Raw genomic sequence first — 24,633 nt, forward strand, 5'->3', positions numbered from 1 at the left:
TATAAACTTTAATTCACTATATTGAACCTATAATCTAATCACTTACAGTGACACTACGATTAGATTTATCATAAAATATAGTCATAGCATCACTGTAAAATATAGTAACTCAATGAATATTCAACTTTCTAGTATACATAACATTGAATTCATATTTGAGTTTATTATAAAAACTAAAATAAAATATATATAAAGCTCTATAAATTATCTTTAATTTAACCCATTCTTATTCTCTTTTATGCACTTATTTTCCCAAAATTCAGCATTTTTTATATCCAATTCTATAGGATTAAAAGTTCTATCGTTCCTTTTTATTCCCATCTTTTTCTGCCTTTGATAATCATAATATGCTTTTATAGCTGGTTTTTTTAATGTAAATATACCAACTAAGTTTATATATGTTAATACACCTATACATATATCACCAAGTGCCCAACTTGTAAGTGGTTCTATAAAACAACACATTGCTGCACATACTATAAGCATAAATCTACAGACATTAATTATGTACTTTTCGTGCTTTTCTGCTTTGATTCTAGTTACTAAATAAGATACATTGGTCTCCATCATGTATGAGAATGCTAATAATGTTGTAAATGTAAATAGTAGTAAAACTATTGCTATAAAAATATCACCTAATTGAGGATGTAATGTATTTATTGCACTCTGTACATATTGTGGTCCTGGTTCTACACCTGGTAAAGTTGTATAAACATCTGTAACATTATACATGCCTGTTATTATAATCATAATACCTGTGGCCATACATATTAATAATGTGTCTACATAAACAGAAAAAGCTTGTACTAGTCCTTGCTTGGCTGGGTGACTTACTTCTGCTGCTGCTGCACCATAAGTTCCAGAACCTTCTCCTGCTTCATTTGAGTATATACCTCGTTTTACTCCCCAAGATATTGCTGAACCTAACATTCCTCCAAAAACCGAACCAAATCCAAATGCAGATTTAAACATTGTTATAATAGCTCCTGGAACCAAATTTATATTTGCTATGATTATTACTAATGTCATAATAAGGTATGCTCCACCCATTATAGGTACTACTTTCTCAGCAAATAAACCAATTCTTTTAATTCCTCCGAAAATTATTATCCCTAGTGCAATAGAAGATGTAACTGCTATTGTCATTTTTGAAAATCCAAATGCTTGATTCATTGCTAGATATAAAGTATTTGATTGTGTACCAGGCATAAAAAATGTATAGCTTGCTATTGCGACTACTGAAAATAAAATTGAACATTTTTTCCAACCAAGACCTTTTTCAAAGTAATATGGAGGGCCTCCTCTGTACTGTCCATCATGCTCATCTTTATATATCTGAGCTAAAGTGGATTCTACAAATGCAGTTGCCGATCCTAATGTAGCCATTATACACATCCATACTAATGCTCCCGGTCCTCCCATTGCTATCGCCACAGCTACACCAGCTATATTTCCAGTTCCTATTCTTCCAGCCATAGATGTAGCAAAACCCTGAAACGAGGATATTCCAACATGAGAGCTATCTCCTTCAAGTAAAAGAGTAAACATTTCTTTTACATCTTTTATTTGAAAAAATCTTAGTCTCAGTGAAAAATATAATCCTATACACAAACACATTGCAACTAATACAGGTGACCAAACAATTCCATTAATGGTGTTAACTAAATCGGTCACTTAACTCACCACCATTCATTTTATATTTATAGACAATAATTTAAACAGCTATGTTTCAATATTTTATATAATCTTTAACTCATATATATCTAAAAAATCTATCTTCTATTTATATTATTTTTAATCCACAAACTATAAATATTTATTTTTAAAATTAAGAATATTAATTGATATATAAACATAAATTTATAAACTTTTTAACGATATGTATTTGACAAATAATCAAACAATATAAATTGGAATACATGTAATGAAAAGCCTGAAACTGTTATTATATAAATAGTACAATATACAATTATTAATATATAATTGAATAGCATATAGTTAGATTTTAAATTTTCGTATTTATTATGAGGTATAAAATTGAGTACAATTACCACCTATTTTTTAAATTTTTTTAAGATTTAAATTAAATAGGTTTATGTAAATATGTAAATAGATGATAATTGCCACTCAATTCCAAACCTTTAGGGGTAACTTTATACTAAAACCTAGAAACTTGATAACATTTTGATATTTTACACTTTAAACTTTAAGTATTGCTATAAAAATTAATATTTTGGTATTCTTACAATGCTTATGCTTCTAACTTACTTTCTCTTCTCTTCTTAACTTTTAATATATATAAACAAGATAGTATACCAATTACTAGAATTGCTATCTGGAATATAAATGTATATGTGTAACCTTTATTACCATAAGTATCTATCCAGTGTCCTATCAATGCAAATTGGAATACATCTGGTGAAAATCCTAAAGCTGCAGCTATACCTATAGTAGTTGCTGAATATTTAACTGGAACTTTTACTTCATCTTGAACTGCATAGTATATACCTTTTCCCATGTAGCCTAATATACCTACTACAAATGTTAAAGCTATAAATATAGTCATTGGAGTAGATGCAGGTAATACTAGGAATAAAACTATTACTGCTATACCAAATACATATATTGGTAAAAGTACTTTTGTAGGTGATTTCACTTTGTCTGCACAATATCCTCCAAATGGCGCTCCAAATAATTTTAGACCATGTTGTCTTATTATTGCTAATGCCCCAGACAATGCTACAGAGCCTCCAAGTACTGATGTTATATATGGTGTAAAATAAGACATTGTAACTGTGAATGAATATACACAGAATATACTTATTCCTACTAGCCAAGTATTTGGTGATTTTAGTACTGTCATAAAATCACCAGCAGACATTTTTTCACTTACTTCTTCTTTATCTTCTCTAATATCTACATCTTTAATTACATACCATAATACTGGACACATTGCTATTGATAATATTCCTAAAGATATCATTACCCATCTCATACCTAATACAGGAGTTGAAAAGCATGTATAAATATATAAGAATATTGCTCCCATTACTACTCCAGAAACTCCAACCATAGCTTCATTGAATCCATAAACTTTACCTTGATTATCTTTTCCTATAACTCTAAGTATCTTTACCATAGAAGGATAGTTCATAACTAATGATGTTATTGCACAACCTACCCAAGTTGCAACTGCAAACGGATAGTTCATATTAAATGCAAATGCAAATGATACTAATCCATTAAGAAATATAGAACCTAAAATTATCTTTCTATAATCAAATCTATCTGCTAACCAACCCCCTATAGGAGCTCCAAATATATTCCCTAATCCATAAATCGTAAGTAGAAAACCTAGTTGAGTATTTGTACACTCTAATGCTTTTAAGATTGGATCATATAATGTATATTGGATAAATGGTATAATATAAACTAATTCCCAAGATATTGCTATAATAACAAGTTGAAACATTAACTTTCCAAACTTTATACCGTTCCCTTTTTCTCCCATATTTAAGCCCTCACTTTTTATATTTATTCACAAGCATAATTGAGTTCTTTTTTTATAACTTCTGCAAGTATTTGAATTCCATTAACTATTTGTTCTTCTGACATTGTTGTATAGTTAAGTCTCATAGTGTTTTTTGGTCCATTATTTGCAAAGAATGATTCTCCAGAAACATAAGCAACTCCAGCATCAATAGCTTTGTCTAGTAAATCATCTACATTTATACTTTCAGGAAGCTCAACCCATATGAACATTCCTCCATCTGGTTCTGTATATTTAGCTTCTTCTGGAAAGTGTTTTTTCATAGCATCTAACATCAACAAGCATCTTTTTTTATACTCAGCTCTTATTTTTTCTATATGTTTATTTAAATTATATTTCTTTAAGAATTCTATTACTTGTACTTGAGAAAATTGATTTGACTGTAAATCTATACCTTGTTTTAAAAGTTCTGCCTTATCTATGATATCTACATTACCACACATCCAAGCAACTCTAAATCCTGGACATAATACTTTTGAAAATGAACCTAGATACAATACTTTATCTTTAGTATCAAGAGATTTAAGTGTAGGTAGAGGCTCTGGTGTAAATCTTATTTCTCCGTAAGGATTATCTTCTATAACTATGACATCATATTTATTCACGACTTCCATAAAATCTTTTCTTCTTTGTAGAGACCATGTCTTTCCTGTAGGATTTTGAAATGTTGGTATTACATAGATTACCTTTATGTTAGAATTTTCAGATAATAATTTATCCAAATCATCCGTTACCATTCCTTCATCATCAGTATCTACTCCTAAAAAATCACATTCATAAGGTCTAAATGCATTTATTGCACCTAAGTAACTTGGATTTTCTGTAACTACTATGTCTCCTTTTTCTAATAGAATCATAGCACTAAGAGATATACCTTGTTGTGAACCAGTAGTTATTATTATATTTTCTGCTTTTGTATCAATATTTTCCTCTTCTTTCATTCTTTTTACTAATAGTTCTAATAACTCATCTTCACCTTTAGTAGGTCCATATGCTAAAGCAAACTTGCCTCTTTCATTAAGTACTTTTTGAGTTATTTCACTTATCTCTTCTATTGGAAATAAATTTGGGTCAGGAAGTCCTGCAGCAAAAGATATAACAGTACCACCACTTGCTACCTTCTGAGCTATTTTCTTTTGAGAAGCTCTTATAGCTGAAGCTTTTACCATATCCATTCTTTTTGCATATTTCATAATAATTTATCCTCCTTAAATAATAATTTCTTATTGTGATGCTAAGCATGCTAATGCTATTGAATTTATTTTAATTTCAGCTGTATCAGAACGTGAACCTAAAATTATTGGATTTGTTGCTCCTAAAACTATACCTGCCCACTTAGCTTGATTAAATCTAAGCCATGATTTTCCTAATATATTTCCCGCTTCTATATTTGGAAATACTAACAAATCAACATCACCAGCTATATTACTTTTAATGCCCTTATGTTCTGCTGCATGTGCATCAAATGCCACATCAAATGCTATTGGACCCTCAGCTACACAATTTGGTATTTCTCCTGATTTCTCCATTTCTACAAGTAAGTTAGCATCTACAGTAGATTGTATTTTAGGGTCTACCATTTCATTTGCAGTAAGTATGGCAGTTTTAGGATTTTCCATGCCTATACTCTTCATAGTAAGAAGTGCATTTATCATTATATCTTTTTTTTGATTTAAATTTGGTGATACATTTATACCACTATCAGTACAATAAAGAAGTTTGTGGTATTGAGGTAATTCATATACTGCAAGTAGACTCAATAATCTCCCTGTTCTAAGACCAGTTTCTTTATTTAATATAGCTCTCATATAGACACTCGTATTTACTAATCCCTTCATAAGAACTTTAGCTTCCTTATTTTTAACTATCTCTACAGCTTTTTTAACTGATTCATCAGGATTTTGACATCCTATTATTTCGTGACCTTTTAATCCAATTTCTTTTGATATACTTTCTATTTTTTCTTTGTCTCCTACAAGAATAGGCTTTATAATGTTTAAATCTGTTGCTGATTTCACAGCCTTTAATACTTCTTTATCTTCTGCAACAGCAACACTTACAATAACAGGTTCAAGCTTTTTAGCCTCTTCTAATAAATTATTAAAATCTTTTAACATACTCTTTCTCCTAAATATTAATAAGTTTTTGCTATTTCTTCTCCCTTAAGTACTCTAAGTGCTCCAAGAGCAAGTGCTTCCATCTCCATTTCTCCTGCAACTATCTCTACTGGTGCCAAATATGAAACTCTTTCTATGACTCCTCTAATTACCATTTCCGAATGTGATATCCCCCCAGTTAAGATAACTCTATCTACATTCCCTGAAAGTGAAGCTCCATACATAGAGATTTCTTTTGCTACTTGATAAATAAATGCATCCATTATAAGTTTTGCTTTTTTATCACCATCTTTAATTCTATTTTCAATTTCTATCATATCTTTTGTACCTAAATAGTCGTACATTCCTCCAATTGAACTTACTTTTGCTACCATTTCATCATGAGTATATTTTCCAGAGTAACATAACTCTACAAGAGGATATGCAAGTAATCCACCACTTCTTTCTGGAGAAAATGGTCCATCAGACCTTCCACCACTTCCATCAATCATCTTTCCTTGTTTATGTGCTACAATTGATATTCCTGAACCTAGATGAGCTACAATAAAGTTATAATCCTCATATTTCCCACCTAGTTTTTGTGCAATTTTTCTTGAAACAGCTTTATGATTTAATGCATGTAACCAACTAGCTTTTTCTATATCTGAAATTCCTGTAACCCTTGATACATCATCAAACTCATCTACAGAAACTGGGTCTACTACAAATGATTGTACTCCTATTTCATCTGCTATAGTCTTAGCCAATAATGCACCTAGGTTCGATGCATGTTCTCCATTTATCTCACTTCTCATGTCATCAATCATTTCTTCACTCACAGTATAAGTGCCGCCTTTTATAGCTTTCATAAGTCCACCACGACCAACTACCGCATCAAAGGAATTTATGCTATGATTCTCACTATTTAAAATATCCACTATTAATTTTTTTCTATAGTCATATTCATCAAATACTTTAGAAAATTTTTTTAAATCTTCTCTTGTATGAGTTATATTTTTTTTCAAAACTTCATTTTCATCTTGAAAAATAGAAATCTTTGTAGATGTACCACCAGGATTTATTACTAGAATTTTCAATTTAACACCCCCTAGTTTCACTATGTAGAACATCGTTCTGTTATTTTAAGGTTTAAAAAATCTTTGTACCGCTACTCAGAACGACGTTCTATATTTTATTAATTAAATACTAACATATAAAAATAAGTATTTCAATAATTATTTTAAATATTTAAAATATTCACTTATAATCGTACCCAGCTTCAAATGCTTCTATATTTTTGGCATTAAACTTGCCTTTTCCTTGATTTTCAAAGTATTCACACATTCCACTTTCAAATTCTTCCTTTGTAAATAAGTCTAAATTCTTTACCATAACTCCTAGCATACAAATGTTAGCAGCTTTTTCATTACCTAAATTTTGTGCAATTTCAGTAACAGGTACTTTTATAACGTTAATATCTTCTCTATATTTTCTATCCTTACTTACTAATGATTCATTGACAAACATATAACCATTTGCTTTCATTAAACTTTCATATTTATCCACTGATACACTATTCATTCCCAATAATATATCTGGATTTTTTACACAAGGATTTGCAATTTTTTCATCGCTTACAACAACATTACAATTTGCACTTCCTCCCCTCATCTCATTTCCGTAAGATGGGAACCATGTAATTTTCTTATCTGCTTTATATGCAACATACATTATAATTTTTCCTGCTGTAAGAACTCCCTGTCCTCCAAAACCAGCACATATGATTTCATTTAACATATCATTTCCTCCCTAATCAATAAATTCTCCAAGTGGATACTTTGGAACAAGTTCATTTTCGATTCTCTTCATTGCATCTACTGGCTTTAATCCCCAGTTTGTTGGACATGGTACAAGTACTTCTATTAAGCAAAAACCTTTCTTTTCTTTTTGTTTTTCTAGTGCTTTTTTGATGTATCTTTTTGTTGTATTTATTTCTTTAGGGTTAGTTATTGTTCCTCTTGCTAGATACGCTATATCCAAATTGCCCATAACTTTTACAACATCAAATGTTGAACCATGATCTGCGTAATTTCTACCATTTGGAGTAGAAGCTGTATATTGACCTTCTATAGTAGTTGGAGCCATTTGACCTCCAGTCATTGCAAACATATTATTGTTCATAACAAGAAATATTACATTATCATTTCTAGTAGCAGCTGACATAGTTTCCCCAAGCCCTATCGCATAAGCTCCACCATCTCCAGCTATTGTAAATATATATTTATCTGGTCTAACTCTTTTCATAGCTGCCATTGCTGCACCCATTTTACCATGTGGTGGAACGACAACATCTACATTCATACTAAATTGAAACATATGATTACAACCTATATCTGAGCATATAATTGTATCTTGACATATATCCATTTCTGTTAATACTTCTCCAATGATTCTATCGACTATAGAATGTCCACAGCCTCCACAGAACATATTTTCACACATCATTATTGCTGGTGCTTTTTTAGCCATAATTAAAATACCTCCTCTTGCTTAGCTTTTCCATCTATAATCTCTTGAGCAAAATCTATTAATTGATTTACTTCTGCCATATATTGAGCTGTTGCTACTGAATATACTGGGAATCTATTATCACACGCTATAATTACATCTTCCTTCATTTGTGCCATCATGTTCATTTCAACTGTTACAAGACCTTTTAATGAATCATTCAATTTTTTAAATGCTTTTCTTGGATAAGGCCACAATGTTTTTGGTCTTATTAATCCTAATTTTATTCCTTTTGCTCTAGCATCTCTAACTGCACCTTCTGCTATTCTTGATGAAATCCCATATGCTACAAATACTACATCAGCATCTTCTATCTCTATTTCTTCCCATCTTTGCTCATTTTCTTGAACTTTTCTCATTTTTTCTATATAGCCTTTTTGCCATGTATCTTGGTCTTCAAAATATGTTATATCAGTTATAACTTTATTTTTTTCTCCTACAGGTGTTCCTTTCGCTGCCCATGGAGCTTTATCCTTATCGTACTCTTTCATTGGTGGAGCTAGACAAGGTTCTACCATTTGACCTATTGTAGCATCAGAAAGTATAAGCACTGGATGCATATATTTCTCAGCTAATTCAAAAGACTCATATGCCATATCCATATTTTCTTGAACACTATTAGGTGCCAATACAATCAAATGATAATCTCCATTTCCTCCACCTTTTACAGCTTGCCAATAGTTGTCTTGACCTGCTCCTATAAATCCATCACCTATACCATATCTTTGTACACATGCTACAACTGCTGGCAAACCAGCTGATACCCAGTATGCAATACCTTCTTGTTTTAATGAAAATCCTGGTCCAGATGAAGAAGTCATAGCTCTTGCTCCAAGTGCACTTGCTCCCATAACCATATTTACACTGGCTATTTCTGATTCCCCTTGGATAAACACTCCTCCTACTTCTTTTTGTCTCCATGCCATCATCTCTAATATTTCTGATTGTGGTGTTATTGGATAACCTGCATAAAATCTACAGCCACCACGTATAGCACCTTCTGCTAAAGCTTCATTTCCTTTAATTAATAAACTCTGCATACTTTTTTCTCCCCTCCAATAAAAATAGTTTATAATATCTCAAATACTAAATCAGGACACATTGTGTAACAAGCGCCACATTGAATACATTTTTCTTCATCAACTTTGATAGTTACAAAGCCTTTTTTATTTGTGTAATCAGAAAGACTTATTGCATCTTTTTTACAAGCTTCAATACAAAGATAACACCCCTTACATCTTTCAACACTCAACTTGACTTTTTCCATTTCTCAAATCTCCCCTTTATGTAATATTTTTTTCCTTAATTTTAAATATATAATATTTATATTTTTTATAGACATTATATATGTTCTGGTGTTGTTCTGTAGTTTAGAACATCGTTCTATTTTTTTGTATTGCTTAATTAAAAGATAACACATTCGCTTATATATTTCAACAACATTTTAAATTTTAAGAATATTTAATTTTTGATTAAATAAAAAGAGGCCATATTTAAACTGATATTCATAAATAACAATTTAAATATAGCCTCTTTTTGTTGTTCGGGTTAAAAAATTATCTAAAAAGCTCGGATATACTTTTTGCAGTTTCCATAACTCTCTTAATTTTATACTCAAAGTCCCCTTCTCTCATTCTTATAGTTGGACCTGATAAACTTATTGCCGCAATAGCTTTATTATCTTTATCTAAAATAGGTGCTCCAATACAAGTTAGTCCATGTTCCAATTCTTCATCATCTATGGCATATCCCTGTTCTTTTATTTTTGCTAAAAAAAGCATCATATCATCCCAATTATCAATTGTATGTTCTGTATACTTGTGTATTGGTGTCTTTCTATATTTTTCAAAATCTATAGAATCATTAAATGCCATAAGACATTTTCCAACTGCTGAACAATAACATTCGCTACTGGAGCCAACTGAAGGATTTACTGAGAGTAGTTGATTTGAACCATATTCTTTATGTATTATGATACTTCTTGGAGAATCTTGAGCTCTTTCTTCTAATATAGATACATTAACTACTTCGTTAAATTCTTGATTTAATTTTTTCGTATATGGTTTTACTATTTCAGTCAATGACATTTTTTCTCCCACAACCATACCTATTGCATATAAATTTATTCCTAGCCAATACTTGCCATTCTCTGTGTTTTGTATAACAAAACCTTTGTTTTCAAGAGTGACTAAGGTTCTATGCACAGTACTTTTATATACTCCCATAGCCTTACTTATTTCAGTTATTCCCATTTCTCTCTTTTCATGATATAACAGCAAAATTATGTCTAGGGCTCTATCTAATGCATTTATTATTTCTCCCATATACAAGTACTCCTCCTGCGAATATTAAGTGCTATTTCAACACTCTACTAAACATTATATATTAAAATTACAAAATTATCTATTTATCTTAATTATATTTTATAAAACAAAAATATTATACTTATTTTATAAAATAAAAACAAAATATTTACTATATCTTCCTTATTTTTTTCTCCTAGTGATATTGTTCTGTTATATTTTTATCTCATCTAGATAATAATAATATATATCTCTATTATACAATAGATTTAGTTTTATACAAGACTAATAATGAGGTGAGACAATGGATAATTTTAAGGAAAGATTGTTAAATGAACTACCCAACTTTAAAGAATATTCTTTAAAGTTCTTAGATGAAGAAATAAATAAAATACAATACAAAGGCTTCTCTGGTGGATATGGAGTTTATGCTCAAAGGGACAAAAAGTCTTTTATGATAAGGCTTAGAGTATCTGCTGGAGTTTTATCCAAATATCAACTTAATAAAATTTATGAAATAGCTATTAAGCATGACTTGAATAAAATACACTTAACAACTAGACAAGCTATACAACTACATGATTTGTCTATAGACTCTATTGTTGATGTTATGGAAGAAGGAATAAAAAACGACATATTTACTAGAGGTGGAGGTGGTAATTATCCTAGAAATGTCGGATTATCTCCACTATCGGGAGTTGACCCTGATGAAGCCTTTGATGTTACTCCATATGCAGTTGCTACTGATAAATATTTTATCAAAAATGCTACTACATATAATTTGCCTAGAAAATTGAAGGTTTCTTATTCTAGTTGTTATACAGATACTGCTCATTGTAGCATACAAGATTTAGGATTTGTAGCTACTTTAAAAAATGGTAAACCATATTTTAGAGTTTTCTTAGGTGGAGGTTTAGGTAAACAACCTAAGGTTGCTTTAGAGCTTGATGAACTTATAAAACCTACAGATGCACTATACTGTGTCGAAGGTATGATTAAGTTTTTTATGGCTTATGGTAATTATGAAAATAAAAATAAAGCTAGGGTTAGATATATGGTTGAAACACTTGGTGAGGAGTTATTTTTAGAAAAATTTAAAGAATATTATAAAGCAGAAAAAGAAAAAGGTAATCTTGAACTCAATGTTGAACAAATAGATTACTCAAAGCTTGGTATTAAAATAGATATACAGGATTCTAGATTGATACCTCAAAAACAGGATGGTTTATACACTGTATATATACATCCTGTTGGAGGTATCTTGTCGACAGAAGATTTAAACATTTTACTTCAAGAATTAGATAATATTGAATCCCCTATGATTAGATTGGGAATGACAGAGGGATTATACATCTTAAATTTAAATGGAAATGAAGCAAAACGAATATTGGAAATAAGTAAGACTATTAGTTGTAATTCTCAACTAGAACAAAGTATCTCCTGTATAGGTGTTCCAATATGTCAAATGGGTATACAAAACAGTCAGAAAATGTTACATGAAATCATAGATTACTTTAAATTACAAAATAATGAAGAAGTTTTAAATAAAGCTCCTAAATTATATATATCAGGATGTTTAAATTCATGTGGTGTTCATCAAGTTGGTAGTATCGGTTTATGTGGTAAAAAGAAGAGTGTTGATGGAGTATCTACAGATGCATTTGAATTATTTGTTGGAGGAAGTTTTGAGATAGGCAAAACTAGATTAGGAAAATCTATAGGAGATTTTAAAGCTAGTGATATTCCCGAAATGCTTTATAAAATATCTGAGATTTCATCAGGAAATTTTTATGAATGGATAAATTTAGATAGTGATATTTTAAACAAAATAACTGATAATTATAAGATATAAGTTTTTGTGTTTACTTATAAAAAATGAGATAGTTATAAGCTATCTCATTTTTTGTAAGTAATTTAAATTTTCTTATTTATAAACTATTTTAGATAAATCACAAATCTCTAGCATAGTATCATATATTTGTTTAAGTAGACCAAGTCTATTATTCTTGATGGCTTCGTCATTATCCATAACCATAACTGAATCAAATAAGTTATCAACTACTGGTCTTAAAGATGCAAATTCATCCAAAGCAACACCATATTTCTTATCTTTCAATAGTTCCTCAACTTTTACCTTTACTTGTTTAAACTCATTGTAAAGTTTGATTTCAGCATCTTCTTTTAATAATGATTCGTCAACTTTATCACACTCTGCTTTTTGAGCTAAAGTAGAAACTCTATTAAAAGCAGTAAGCATCTCTACTAATTCATCTTTTTCTAGCCAATTATTAAGTTCTAAAGCTCTCATGTGCATATCAGAAACATCATTTATATCAGAACTTAAAACAGCATCAACAACATCGTATCTTATTCCTAAGTCTTTAAACAGATTTTTCACTCTCTCATTGAAGAAATTCATTATTTGTTCAACAACCTCTTCTTTGTTAAAATCTAATTCAGAATAATTATCTAAAGCATGTTCAATAAGCACTTTTATATCTACTGCAACTTTTCTATCCATTAGTATACTAAGTATACCTAAAGCTTGTCTTCTTAAAGCATATGGGTCTTGAGAACCTGTTGGTTGTATTCCTATAGCAAAGAAACCTGCTATTGAATCCAACTTATCAGCTATTGATAATGCAACCCCGGCATTAGTTTTAGGAAGTATATCTCCTGCAAATCTTGGAAGATAATGTTCAAAAATAGCTTCACTTACAACATCATTTTCTCCTCCAACCTTTGCATATTCTTTTCCCATAAAACCTTGTAATTCGTCAAATTCTCCTACCATTCCAGTAACTAAATCTGCCTTACATAACTTAGCAGCTCTTATAGCATCTGATTTTTCATCTACTAAACCTAAACTATCAAGTATATCAGCACTTAATTTTTCAAGTCTTAAAGTTTTATCATAAATAGTTCCTAGTTTTACTTGGAATACAACAGTTTTTAATTTTTCTATGTAGCTTTCTAAGTTTCTCTTAGTATCTTCTCTATAGAAAAATAAAGCATCTGCAAGTCTTGCTTCTAAAACCTTTTCGTTTCCAGCTTTAACATTATCTATTCTGTAAGAATCACCATTTCTAACAGCTATAAAGTTAGGTAACAGTTTTCCATCTTTAAGCACTGGAAAATATCTTTGATGTTGTTTCATAGGAGTTATAACAACTTCTTTTGGTAATTTTATATAATCTGTATCAAATTCTCCATAAAAAGCAGTTGGATACTCAACTAAGTAAGTTACTTCTTCAAGTAAATCTTCATCAAATTCAACTTCTCCACCTAAAGAATTTGCAACTTCTATACATTGTTTTCTTATAATTTCTTTTCTCTTATTTTGGTCCAAAACTATATAATTTTTTTCTAATTTTTCAAGATAGTCTTCTATAGAATTTACTTCTATTGTACTTTCTCCTAAGAATCTATGACCTTTTGTTATATTAGAAGATATTATTCCTTCTAAGTCAAACTCTAATACCTTGTCATTCAACAATGTAACTATCCATCTTATAGGTCTTGCAAATTTAAGATTTTTACCTCCCCAACGCATAGCTTTTGGGAATACTACAGATTTTATAGTCTCTGGTAATATATCTTTTAATACTTCTGAAGTCTCTTTTCCATCTTGTTTTATAGTTGCAAATATATATTCATCTTTACCAACTTGTTTAAAGTATATATCAGACTCACTTAATCCTTTGCTTTTTATAAATCCTAATGCTGGCTTTGTTAAATTATTTTCCGCATCAACAGCAATTTTTTTAGCAGGACCTTTTATTTCTTCTTCTAAGTCACTCTGTTTATCACTCAATCCTTCAACTACCAAAGTCAGTCTTCTTGGTGTACCATATGCACTTATTTTGTCAAAAGATATTCTATTTTCATCAAATAATTTGTTAAGATTGTTTTTTAATTGTTCTAGTGTACTGCCTACAAATCTAGATGGCATTTCTTCAACACCGATTTCAAATAAAAGATAATTTTTCATTATTTGTCACCGTCCTTTAAAAGAGGGAATCCCATTTCTTCTCTTTGTTTTACAAAAGTTTCTGCAACAGTCTTTGCCATATTTCTAACTCTACCTATAAATGATGCTCTTTGACTAACACCTATTGCGCCTCTTGCATCCAATGTATTAAATGCATGAGAGCATTTTAATACATAATCATATGAAGGTATTACAAGTCCTTTTTCCATAAGTCTTAATGCTTCTTTTTCATATATATCAAACAGATTAAACAACATATCTGCATCACATAATTCAAACGCATACATTGAGTTTTCATACTCAGCTTTATTAAATACTTCACCATAAGTTATTTTATCATTCCATTTTAAATCATAAACACTATCAACTTCTTGAATGTACATAGCTAATCTTTCTAATCCATATGTAATTTCTCCTGTCTCAAGCTCACATTCAATATTACCTACTTGTTGGAAATACGTAAATTGAGTTATTTCCATACCATCTAGCCAAACTTCCCATCCAAGTCCCCATGCACCAACTGTAGCAGCTTCCCAGTTATCTTCAACAAATCTTATATCATGCTCACTTGGGTCAATTCCAATTTCCTTTAAACTTTCCAAATATAACTCTTGTATATTATCTGGAGATGGCTTTAATATAACTTGGAACTGATGATGTTGATATAGTCTGTTTGGGTTTTCACCATATCTTCCATCTGCTGGTCTTCTTGAAGGTTCTACATAACATACTTGCCAAGGCTCAGGTCCTAGTGATCTTAAAAAAGTATTTGGATTCATAGTTCCCGCACCTTTTTCAATATCATAAGGTTGCATCATGATACAACCTTGCTTTGACCAGTATTTTTGCAACGCTAGTATCATCTCTTGAAAATTCATAAAAATCCCTCCTATAACAATAAAGCCTCTCGTCTACACGAAAGGCTATTTTAATAGTTCTTCTACAACTTTTAGAATATCAAATTCTATAAAATTTGTCAATGTTAGTGATAATTCTTATAATTATCTTCTCTTCATTTTTTAAAAGTCACTTTATATCTATTTATTTTCGTCTTCGTCTTCTTTATTCTTTTCAAATTCTTCTTTCATAAGGTCAGCAGTTACATCTTTATCATCTTCTTTTTTGTCAACTACTACATCCTTAACATCTTTAGCAGCATTAGTTATCATATTCTTCAAAACATGAAGTTTTTCTTCATTCAATTCACCTAAATCTACAATTTCTCCATCTTCTTCATTTTGAACTTTTATACGATATTTACTTATAACAGCAGCTGATAAGCCTACTAAAGTAGCTAATGGAACAAAAGCTAATCCAACAACCCCAACTGTTAAAGGAATGTTCATCATAGTTTTTCCATCTTTCTCAACTATCACTCTTACTACACTACTTTTTCTAAGAAGTTCTTTTAGTTGAAGTTTTATATTTTCTCCATCCTTACCAAACACTTCTTCCATAGTTTCTTTAGCAGATTTTGCTTTACAATTACAAGTATTTTTTTTATTTTCTAAATATATTACTGCCTCAATTACATCTCCATTACATACTACTAATGCTTCTTTTGCTTCTGCATAAGTTGCTCCTGGAACTCTTTCAAAGACTGAATCAACCATTTCAATAGTTATATTACTACTCATCATTATCCACTCCCTTATTATTTTTTACACTTTGTAATACGTGTAATGATTTAAAATTAATATTATCAACATAAACTTTCAAATACTTGTCTAGAATATTCTCAAGCTCATGTGTTATATATTTTGATACTTTAGCTTTACTACATGTTAAAATATCATTCTTTAATACATATTCCATAAGACTTACAGTTGTTAAGTCTAATTTTATATTATTATCAAAAAGTTTACTACACTTACTACATAGTATACCACCTTCATAGATATTAAACACAGAATTTTGTAAAATTTTACATTCACAATTAATGCATTTATTTACTATAGGTTTAAATCCTATATAGTCCAAAAACTTCAACTCGAATGCTGCTGTTATAAACCTATTATCTGTATTCTCCTGTGTATACAAATACAGTGTCTGCGCAAGTAATATAAATAGCCTATTATTAGTCTGATTTTCAAGTATAGAATTCTCAACTAATTTTGTAATATATGTAGCATAAGAAAATGCTTCTATATCATAGGATATATTATAAAAACTTTTTATTATTTCACTTTGAGTAACCTTGTACATATTACCTTGTTTTTTTAAGGTAAAATTGCTATAAGAAAATAACTGTGATGATGAAAGTAAAGAGCTCTTATTTTTTTTGGCTCCTTTTGCTATTGCAGATACTTTTCCAAGCTTTCTAGTAAATAATGTAAGTATTACGTCACTTTCCTTGTACCTTATAGCTTTAAGTACTATCCCCTGGGTGTTCAGGATTATCATCGTCTTCTTTTTTCTCCCTTACTTCTTCAATTTCTTCATGTATGTTTTTGCAATCACAGAAATATAGATATGCATCTATACTACCTGTTTTTTTAAAAACTTCCCAACTGATATTGTTCATTTTTAAAAAACCCCCTTCTTACATTTATACTTATATTTTTAGTAAGAAGAGGATAAATCATACATAAAGTTATTAAACAATTTTTGACAATAATGCCGTTGTTATTATAAAGTAAACTGCTATTCCAGTTATATCAAGAGCTGTAGATATAATTGGTGATGAAACTGTAGATGGGTCTGCATCCATTTTTTTTAATAGAACGGGCATAAATGCACCTATTGTTGCGCCCAAAACCATATTTATAAATAATGATATTGAAACAATTAGTACAATGTCTAATTTTCTCATAACAAAGTAAATTACAATACCAGTTATTATACTACACAAAAGACCTGTAATAATTCCTACAATACCTTCTCTTACCACATTACTAAAATTCAAATCTTTATTGGATAATGTTATTACTGTAACAGATGATGATTGAGTTCCGATATTTCCACCCATACCTATTACTACAGGTATAAAAAACACTAGTGGAGCATATACAGGATTCATTATATAATCTAAGTTAGAAAGTATTAAGGAAGCCAACAATCCTCCTATTAGTGTAATAATTAACCAAGGTAATCTTCCTCTAAGTGCCGATATTGTCTGCTCTTTCAATGTAGGATTTTCTTTTTCAGCAACTTCTCTTTCATGTTCTGAACTTCCTGCAAATTTGTACATATCTTCTGTTGCTTCTTCTTCCATTACATCAATTATATCATCTACTGTTATTATTCCTTTTAATTTTTCTTGTCTATCTACTACTGGAATGGCTATTAAATTGTATTTAGATACTAATCGTACTGCTTCTTCTCTATCTTCATCTACATAAACAGAGATTATATTTTCACTCATTAAATCTTCTACTATGTTTGCATCTCTTGCGATTATTAGTTCTCTTAATGATAATACTCCAACTAGTTTTTCTTCATCATCAACTACATATATATAATAAATAGTCTCAGCTTCTTCAGCTTCTTCTCTCATATGGTCTATTGCTTCAAGAGCTGTCATATCTTTATTTATAGATATATATCCAGTAGTCATTGTTCCACCAGCAGAATCTTCATCGTAGAATAATAGCTCTTTTACATACTCAGCATTTTCTTGATTCAAAAGATTTATTATATGTTCTCTCTCTTTTTCTTCAAGCTCACTTAATTTATCTGCCATATCTCCAAGAGACATAAGTTCAAGTATATTTTTTGAGTGTTCTACGTCAAGCTTAGATAAAATACTAACAAAAAACTCTACACTACCTTCTTCTAATATAGAAGATGCCATATCTAAAGGAAGAACTTCAAATAATTGAATTTTCATGTCTTCCTCTAAATTTTCCATTATATCGAATATATCAATTATATGATATTCCTCTATTAATTCTCTTAACTCCAATACTTTATTATTAGCAATTAATGATTTTACTTCATATAATAAATCTTGGGAAGCATCCAGTTTCCTATCCATATAACCCACCTTTATTTATCATTATATCCAAAATTATTTATATAATTTTGTAAATTTCTCCAATTTTCTTTAACCTTAACCCATAATTGAAGATTTATTTGTGAACCTAAAAGTAATTCTATATCTTGTCTTGCTGATTTTCCTATTCCTTTTAGTTTCCTACCATTCTTTCCTATTATTATTCCTTTATGAGAATCTCTTTCACAATATATCACAGCAGATACATCTACTATTTCTTTATCATTTCTTGCTTTCATTTTTTCAATTTCAACAGCTACACCATGAGGTATTTCATCATTAAGATAGTGAAGAACTTTTTCTCTTATAAGTTCTGCTATTAATACTCTCTCTGGCTGGTCTGTAATCATATAATCTGGAAAATACTTTGGACCTTCTTCTAAATACTTTTGTATAACTTTTATTAGAGTATCCGTGTTTTTTCCTTTTAATGCTGATATTGGTACTATTTCTTTAAAAATGCCCTCATTGTCATACATTTTGATTATATCAAATAACTCGTCTTTTTGCTCTAATTGGTCTATTTTGTTTACAACTAGAATTATTGGTGTTTTAATACTTCTCAAGTCCTCTATTATCTTTCTATCTCCAGGACCTATTTTTTTAGAATCATCGACTACAAATAATATTAAATCTACATTTTTAAAGGCATCTGTTGCTGCCTTCACCATAAATTCACCTAACTTATTTTTTGGTTTGTGAATACCTGGTGTATCCAAAAATACTATCTGCATTTCTTCATCTGTATATACTGCTTGTATTGTATTTCTTGTAGTTTGAGGCTTATCACTCATTATAGCTATTTTTTCTCCAACTACATTATTCATTAAAGTAGATTTCCCTACATTAGGTCTCCCTACTATACTGACAAAACCTGATTTGAACATTAACTGTCTCCTAACTTTATTTATCTTCTTGTTTTAATTATTTTATATTTTTTAAATCTATTTTAAATCATTTCCAGAGAAATAGTTTGGCAACAAATCCTTTATATCGTGCTCAAAAACCTCTCCTTTAGTATATCCTGTTATTATTTTTATATCAGAACCAAACTCTATAATTACCTGCCTGCATATTCCACAAGGATATGTTTGCTCATTATTTTCTGAATTATCACTTGCTATAGCTATTTTACAGATATCTCTGTCACCTTCTGATATTGCTTTAAAAATAGCTGTTCTTTCTGCGCAATTTGTTCCACCTAATGATGCACATTCAATATTACACCCAGTATAAACTTTACCACTCTTAGTTAAAAGAGCCGCACCCACTCTAAAACCAGAGTAAGGAGCATAAGAATGTTGTCTGGCATTTTCTGCCAACTTTAACAATTCTATGTTATCCACAACATTTCCTCCTGTATACAATAATAAAAAGTTATTTTTATTTAATACTCTACATTATATCATAAAAATTTAATTAGCACAGATTTGTTTTATTTTAAATATTTTATGTACATTCATTTTAATTGTAGAACATTCCAAGCTGAAACACTAATATGGCTATTAATACACCTAACAAAGCCCCAGCTATGGTTTCCCAAAATGTATGTATTTTTCCTTCAATCCTACTTTGGGCAACTAATACAGCCATTATATATGCAAGAGTAGACGCAACAACTCTTTCAGTCATAAGTGTAATTGCAGTTGCTATAGCAAATGCTAATGCAGCATGACCACTTGGCATACCACCTTTTAGAGGGGTTCCTGTGGAGGTCAATGCTTTTACAACCACAACAGCTATAAGAACCAATAATATACATATCAAGGTTATATGTAATTCTGATTCTCTTATCTTATAAATTAATATCCCAGATATATCTGTCAATTTATCATAAAATAATATATATCCAACCACTACTGAATTTAGTGCTGCTACTAGAACACCACCTGCTGCAACATCTTTTGCTATCTTAGCAAGTACATGGTATTCATCAGTTACCAAATCAACAGCCTTTTCTATAGCTGTATTAAACATCTCAGCAACTACAACTAAACATATGGACATTAATAACATTATCATCTCTAATTTTGAGAAGTTGAAAAACAAACTTATTATAAGTACAGCAACTGAACCTAAGTAGTGTATTTTCATATTTCTTTCAAATTTAAATGTATACAATATCCCTTCTATAGCTGCATTAAAAGCTTTAATTATACCTTGACGAGTTTTTCCTGGTTTCATAAAAACTACTCCCTTGTTATGTTTAACTTATTCAATATGTGTTCTTCTTTTTCTCTCATTTCTTTTGTATTTTCATCTGTATCATGGTCATAACCTAAAAGATGAAACATACTATGACATATTAAAAAACATACTTCTCTTTCAAAACTATGGTTATACTCTATACTCTGTTCTAAAGCTCTTTCAAGAGACACTACTATATCTCCTAGAGATTCTTCTTCTAACTCAACATCCTCAAAATCATCACTTAAAAGAGGAAATGATAAAACATCAGTCGCTCTATCAACGCCTCTATATTCTCTATTTAACTCATGAATCTCTTTATTATCTACAAAAGAAAGACTCACCTCATAATTATCATCATATCCTTCATAATCCAAACATTCTATGATTATATCCTTTATCTTTTCAATTAACTCTTCATTTACTTCTAATTTATCTTGTCTATCATCTAATATCAAATCCATTAATTACACCTACTTTTTATTCATTAATAATGCTATACATCTATATTACTACACTTTTACTTTCTTTTGAAAGTCTTTTCCTGTATTTTCATTTTTTTGCGTTCTTCTTTTTTAAATTCTTCTCTTTTATCATGTTTCTCATAAGCTCTTATTATTCTCTGTACCAACTCATGTCTTACAACATCTCTATCTGTTAGCATTATAGACCCAATCCCTGGAACTCCTTTAAGAATTTCTGTAGCTTGTATTAGACCACTTTTCTTATTTTGTGGTAAATCTGTTTGTGTTATATCACCTGTAACTACAGCTTTAGAACCAAATCCTAATCTAGTTAAAAACATTTTCATTTGCTCAGAAGTAGTATTTTGAGCTTCATCTAATATTATAAAAGAATTGTCAAGAGTTCTACCTCTCATAAAAGCAAGTGGTGCAACCTCAATAGTACCTCTTTCCAAATATTTATTAAATTTATCAGCACCTAACATTTCAAACAGTGCATCATATAATGGTCTTAAATATGGGTCAACTTTATCCTTTAAATCTCCTGGTAAAAATCCTAGACTTTCCCCAGCTTCCACAGCTGGTCTTGTAAGTATAATTCTACTAACTTCATCTCTTTTAAAAGCTTTTACTGCCATAGCAACAGCAAGATAAGTCTTTCCTGTTCCAGCAGGTCCAACACCAAAAGTTATATCATTATTTTCTATAAGCTTTATATATTCTTTTTGACCTAATGTCTTAGGTTGAACAGCTTTCCCTCTCTGTGTTACAACAATTGTTCCCTCAAGTTCTTTTATTTTTTGTTCACTACCTTCAAGTAAAAGAGATAATGAATAAGAAATACTCTGTTTATCTAAATGTTTACCATTTGATACAGTTTGATGCAATTCATTCATAAGTTTTAATGCAGAATCTACATTTTTTTCTTCTCCAATTAAAATTATATTACCTTCTCTAAGTATCACATCTATATTTAAAGTTTTCTCTATTAATTTTACATTTTCATCAAAATTTCCAAATAATTCTCTTTCAAAACTTCCATCTGCTATTGTAAATTTTTTTTGTATTATCAATTGAATTGTTCCTCCTCAAGTTTTAAGTTTAATTTTGTTAGTTATTATTATTATTTTGGCTGTTGTTACTATTTTGATTACTATTATTTTCATTAGAATTATTTTTATTATTATCTTTAGTATCCTCATCAAAGTCATTTCTTATATCATTTAATGGTCTTTTTTCTGGATTAGAAGGAACTTCCTCTTCTCCTTCTTTTGGTTTACTTTCTTCCTTTATAAATCTTTCTGCTTCTGATTTACTAAGAGGATAAATTTTAGCAATATTTTCACTAGTTTGAACTGTTATTAAATATTCTAACATATTTTTATTAACCTTAAAGTTATGTTTTACATCTATTATTCTAGCCGAAGCGGGGATTATGTATTCTAACTCTTTTAAAGCTTTTTCAGATAATTCTTTTTTCAACTCTTCTTTATTTCTTTTTACCTCAACTTTTTTTGTTTCATAAAAGGTACTCGTCTTTATCTTTATTGGAAAAGTATAATCTCCTATAGATAATTTTTTTTCTTTATTTTCAACAACATAATTTTTATATTTTATATTTTTCCTAATTGTAAATTCTTTATCATAAAAGCTTATTGTGTATATGTTTTTCTTTTCTCCTGTCTTTTTATTTACAGTATCTACGTAACTTGCCTTTTTAGAAGATTCATAAAAAGTACTTGCCCATACTTCTGGTATTGATTTTGTATTAGCTCCATTTAGAAGCACATCTCCCTTTTGTACTATATCTCCAGATTTAATAACGGATTTACCACTTCTAGGGATTACCTTTTCTATTATACCATTTTTTAAAGCAATTACATTACAATAATTTGATTGGTCTGTAGATTTTAGGGATTCTGCTTTTTTTGTAACAGTAACAAATATATTTGTTCCTTTTACATTAATAGATAAATACGCCACATCATTAAATTTCGACATCATATGGTCTCTAACTTCTTTTCTATCAATACTCTTCTTATAAACTCCTGGCCTTACTCCAACCTTGTAAAGCTCACTTCTGAGAGCTTCTTTTTTTATACCTTCAGGAGATTGTATATATACATCTGTCACAAACTGCGATGTAGACATCAATAAAAATAAAGAGAGAATAGCACAAATCCACATACCTTTGTGCTTATAAATTCTTTTAATAATAAAAGGAACTCCTGTTTTTTGTTTTACCTTTATCTCAAACTTACTCCCTCTATAAATATTCTTAAATTCTTTTATATCTTGTCTATCTATATGAAACTCAATTTTAGTATTTTTTATTCTAGTTACATTGTAAACACTTATACCATTTCTTATAAGATGATTTAAAAATTGTTCAAGTCCTACTCCTTCCACAACTATAACATAGTATCCCCTTATAAAGCTTATCAAGTGTATCTCCTCCTAATCAACATACTCCATATTGTAGATAATTCCTTTTATACCTATCTCACTATCAGTAATATACTTAAGCGAAAGTTTATCCCCAGATATTTTAATCGTTTTAACTTTAGTCTTTATTCTTATTAAATCAACTTCATACTCAAGTATTGATAGATAATTTTCTATACTAATAAACGTATTACCTGTAACAGTAACAACTGGTTGATTTACCTGTAAATCAGTGGATATTTCTAACATAAGCATTACCCCCTTAATTAATTTTATGCTTGAAATAGGTATTTATGCACTTTATTGATGTTATAACAGATTAGTTATAAAATTTTTATACAATAAATACCCTAATAATTAATATATTATTTAAAAAATAAAAAGGTAATCATATTGATAAAAAATCAACATGATTACCTTTTTATTTTTTCTTATATAAAGTCTACAATGTATACAATTTTTTTATTAATCTTGTTCTATTAAACCATATCCACCAGCTTTACGCTTATACACTATGTTTATTTCAAAATTATCTTGATTTCTAAACATATAGAAATTGTGTCCTACCAATTCCATTTGAAGTATTGCCTCTTCTGAACTCATAGGTTTTACATTAAATTTCTTTCTTCTTTCTATAACTATATTTTCATCTTCTTCATCATCATAATCATAATCATTAAATTCACTGCTGTTATCTATAAAGTCAATATTTTCAAATCTTATGCTTTTATTATTTTGACTTTTGTCTTTAACTTTAGTTTTATACTTGACAACTTGTCTACTTAATTTGTCACAAACAATGTCAATTGCTGCATATAAATCATCTTCTACATCTTCTGCTCTTATTATTTGCCCACTAATAGGAATTATTGTGACCTCAACTTTTTGTCTATCCTTTTTCGCACTTACTGTTACTTTCACTTCTGATTCAGGATCAAGGTATTTTTCTAACCTACTTAATTTTCCATCTACGTATCCTTTTATTCCGTCAGTTAATTTCATTTGTCTCCCAGATACTATTATTTGCATAAAAAC

General features: G+C 29.6%; 25 protein-coding genes. 1 reads left to right on the forward strand and 24 read right to left on the reverse strand.

What is annotated here, in order from left to right:
• Positions 1 to 210 precede the first annotated feature (210 nt).
• From ACTG45_RS13260 to ACTG45_RS13305, 10 genes are all read right to left on the reverse strand, one after another.
• Entirely contained in the window at positions 211 to 1,674 is a 1,464-nt protein-coding gene (locus tag ACTG45_RS13260) for an alanine/glycine:cation symporter family protein (protein WP_021385330.1), read from the reverse strand.
• 577 nt (positions 1,675 to 2,251) lie between these two features.
• Positions 2,252 to 3,511: an MFS transporter gene (locus ACTG45_RS13265; protein ID WP_479919131.1), complete on the reverse strand. Its 1,260-nt coding sequence runs from the start codon at positions 3,509 to 3,511 to the stop codon at positions 2,252 to 2,254.
• A gap of 23 nt (positions 3,512 to 3,534) precedes the next feature.
• Complete coding sequence (locus tag ACTG45_RS13270; protein WP_021385332.1) at positions 3,535 to 4,743, reverse strand: aminotransferase-like domain-containing protein; 1,209 nt, start codon at positions 4,741 to 4,743, stop codon at positions 3,535 to 3,537.
• Positions 4,744 to 4,773: 30 nt separating this feature from the next.
• Entirely contained in the window at positions 4,774 to 5,667 is an 894-nt protein-coding gene (locus ACTG45_RS13275; protein ID WP_021385300.1) for a bifunctional enoyl-CoA hydratase/phosphate acetyltransferase, read from the reverse strand.
• 17 nt (positions 5,668 to 5,684) lie between these two features.
• On the reverse strand, positions 5,685 to 6,743 hold the full coding sequence (gene buk / locus ACTG45_RS13280; RefSeq protein ID WP_021385301.1) for a butyrate kinase: 1,059 nt from the start codon (positions 6,741 to 6,743) through the stop codon (positions 5,685 to 5,687).
• Positions 6,744 to 6,903: 160 nt separating this feature from the next.
• Positions 6,904 to 7,443 (reverse strand): 2-oxoacid:acceptor oxidoreductase family protein, encoded by a 540-nt coding sequence (locus tag ACTG45_RS13285; protein ID WP_021385325.1) that lies wholly within the window; start codon positions 7,441 to 7,443, stop codon positions 6,904 to 6,906.
• A 12-nt stretch (positions 7,444 to 7,455) separates the two neighbouring features.
• A complete protein-coding gene (locus ACTG45_RS13290; protein ID WP_021385321.1) occupies positions 7,456 to 8,175 on the reverse strand; it encodes a thiamine pyrophosphate-dependent enzyme in 720 nt (239 codons plus the stop codon).
• A 2-nt stretch (positions 8,176 to 8,177) separates the two neighbouring features.
• The gene (gene vorB, locus ACTG45_RS13295) at positions 8,178 to 9,254 is read right to left on the reverse strand and encodes a 3-methyl-2-oxobutanoate dehydrogenase subunit VorB (protein ID WP_021385349.1); all 1,077 of its coding nucleotides are present in this window, start codon (positions 9,252 to 9,254) and stop codon (positions 8,178 to 8,180) included.
• A gap of 29 nt (positions 9,255 to 9,283) precedes the next feature.
• Positions 9,284 to 9,481 carry a 4Fe-4S binding protein gene (locus tag ACTG45_RS13300; protein ID WP_003416663.1) on the reverse strand — a complete coding sequence of 66 codons (198 nt, stop codon included), beginning with the start codon at positions 9,479 to 9,481 and terminating at the stop codon, positions 9,284 to 9,286.
• Between the two features lie 289 nt (positions 9,482 to 9,770).
• Positions 9,771 to 10,538: an IclR family transcriptional regulator gene (locus ACTG45_RS13305; RefSeq protein WP_021385347.1), complete on the reverse strand. Its 768-nt coding sequence runs from the start codon at positions 10,536 to 10,538 to the stop codon at positions 9,771 to 9,773.
• 283 nt (positions 10,539 to 10,821) lie between these two features.
• Between ACTG45_RS13305 and ACTG45_RS13310 the strand changes: the two genes are divergently transcribed.
• Positions 10,822 to 12,369, forward strand: coding sequence for a nitrite/sulfite reductase (locus tag ACTG45_RS13310; protein WP_479917115.1), 1,548 nt, complete (start codon positions 10,822 to 10,824; stop codon positions 12,367 to 12,369).
• 72 nt (positions 12,370 to 12,441) lie between these two features.
• On the opposite strand, the gene glyS is transcribed toward ACTG45_RS13310, so the two are convergent.
• The 14 genes from glyS to hpf form a co-directional block, all read right to left on the reverse strand.
• Positions 12,442 to 14,508 carry a glycine--tRNA ligase subunit beta gene (glyS, locus tag ACTG45_RS13315; RefSeq protein ID WP_479919132.1) on the reverse strand — a complete coding sequence of 689 codons (2,067 nt, stop codon included), beginning with the start codon at positions 14,506 to 14,508 and terminating at the stop codon, positions 12,442 to 12,444.
• Complete coding sequence (gene glyQ / locus ACTG45_RS13320) at positions 14,508 to 15,386, reverse strand: glycine--tRNA ligase subunit alpha (protein WP_021385338.1); 879 nt, start codon at positions 15,384 to 15,386, stop codon at positions 14,508 to 14,510. The genes glyS and glyQ overlap by 1 nt, the downstream gene beginning before the upstream one ends.
• A 159-nt stretch (positions 15,387 to 15,545) precedes the next feature.
• A complete protein-coding gene (locus tag ACTG45_RS13325; protein WP_021385335.1) occupies positions 15,546 to 16,145 on the reverse strand; it encodes a DUF4342 domain-containing protein in 600 nt (199 codons plus the stop codon).
• Positions 16,138 to 16,911 (reverse strand): DNA repair protein RecO, encoded by a 774-nt coding sequence (recO, locus tag ACTG45_RS13330; protein ID WP_021385310.1) that lies wholly within the window; start codon positions 16,909 to 16,911, stop codon positions 16,138 to 16,140. The genes ACTG45_RS13325 and recO overlap by 8 nt, the downstream gene beginning before the upstream one ends.
• Positions 16,877 to 17,032 (reverse strand): YqzL family protein, encoded by a 156-nt coding sequence (locus ACTG45_RS13335; RefSeq protein WP_003416649.1) that lies wholly within the window; start codon positions 17,030 to 17,032, stop codon positions 16,877 to 16,879. The genes recO and ACTG45_RS13335 overlap by 35 nt, the downstream gene beginning before the upstream one ends.
• Before the next feature lie 72 nt (positions 17,033 to 17,104).
• Positions 17,105 to 18,484 (reverse strand): magnesium transporter, encoded by a 1,380-nt coding sequence (gene mgtE, locus ACTG45_RS13340; protein ID WP_021385353.1) that lies wholly within the window; start codon positions 18,482 to 18,484, stop codon positions 17,105 to 17,107.
• 11 nt (positions 18,485 to 18,495) lie between these two features.
• Positions 18,496 to 19,389, reverse strand: coding sequence for a GTPase Era (gene era, locus ACTG45_RS13345; protein WP_021385319.1), 894 nt, complete (start codon positions 19,387 to 19,389; stop codon positions 18,496 to 18,498).
• Between the two features lie 57 nt (positions 19,390 to 19,446).
• A complete protein-coding gene (locus tag ACTG45_RS13350; protein ID WP_021385346.1) occupies positions 19,447 to 19,848 on the reverse strand; it encodes a cytidine deaminase in 402 nt (133 codons plus the stop codon).
• Between the two features lie 118 nt (positions 19,849 to 19,966).
• Positions 19,967 to 20,686, reverse strand: a complete 720-nt coding sequence (locus tag ACTG45_RS13355; protein WP_021385290.1) for a diacylglycerol kinase — start codon at positions 20,684 to 20,686, stop codon at positions 19,967 to 19,969.
• A gap of 5 nt (positions 20,687 to 20,691) precedes the next feature.
• Positions 20,692 to 21,153: an rRNA maturation RNase YbeY gene (gene ybeY / locus ACTG45_RS13360; protein WP_021385287.1), complete on the reverse strand. Its 462-nt coding sequence runs from the start codon at positions 21,151 to 21,153 to the stop codon at positions 20,692 to 20,694.
• A gap of 56 nt (positions 21,154 to 21,209) precedes the next feature.
• Positions 21,210 to 22,226 (reverse strand): PhoH family protein, encoded by a 1,017-nt coding sequence (locus ACTG45_RS13365; RefSeq protein ID WP_021385298.1) that lies wholly within the window; start codon positions 22,224 to 22,226, stop codon positions 21,210 to 21,212.
• Between the two features lie 37 nt (positions 22,227 to 22,263).
• A complete protein-coding gene (gene yqfD / locus ACTG45_RS13370) occupies positions 22,264 to 23,598 on the reverse strand; it encodes a sporulation protein YqfD (protein WP_021385305.1) in 1,335 nt (444 codons plus the stop codon).
• A gap of 12 nt (positions 23,599 to 23,610) precedes the next feature.
• Entirely contained in the window at positions 23,611 to 23,847 is a 237-nt protein-coding gene (locus tag ACTG45_RS13375) for a YabP/YqfC family sporulation protein (RefSeq protein ID WP_021385288.1), read from the reverse strand.
• Positions 23,848 to 24,063: 216 nt separating this feature from the next.
• Entirely contained in the window at positions 24,064 to 24,627 is a 564-nt protein-coding gene (gene hpf, locus ACTG45_RS13380; protein ID WP_021385351.1) for a ribosome hibernation-promoting factor, HPF/YfiA family, read from the reverse strand.
• Between the last annotated feature and the right edge of the window lie 6 nt (positions 24,628 to 24,633).

This window comes from Clostridioides sp. LIBA-7602 (genome assembly GCF_056688945.1).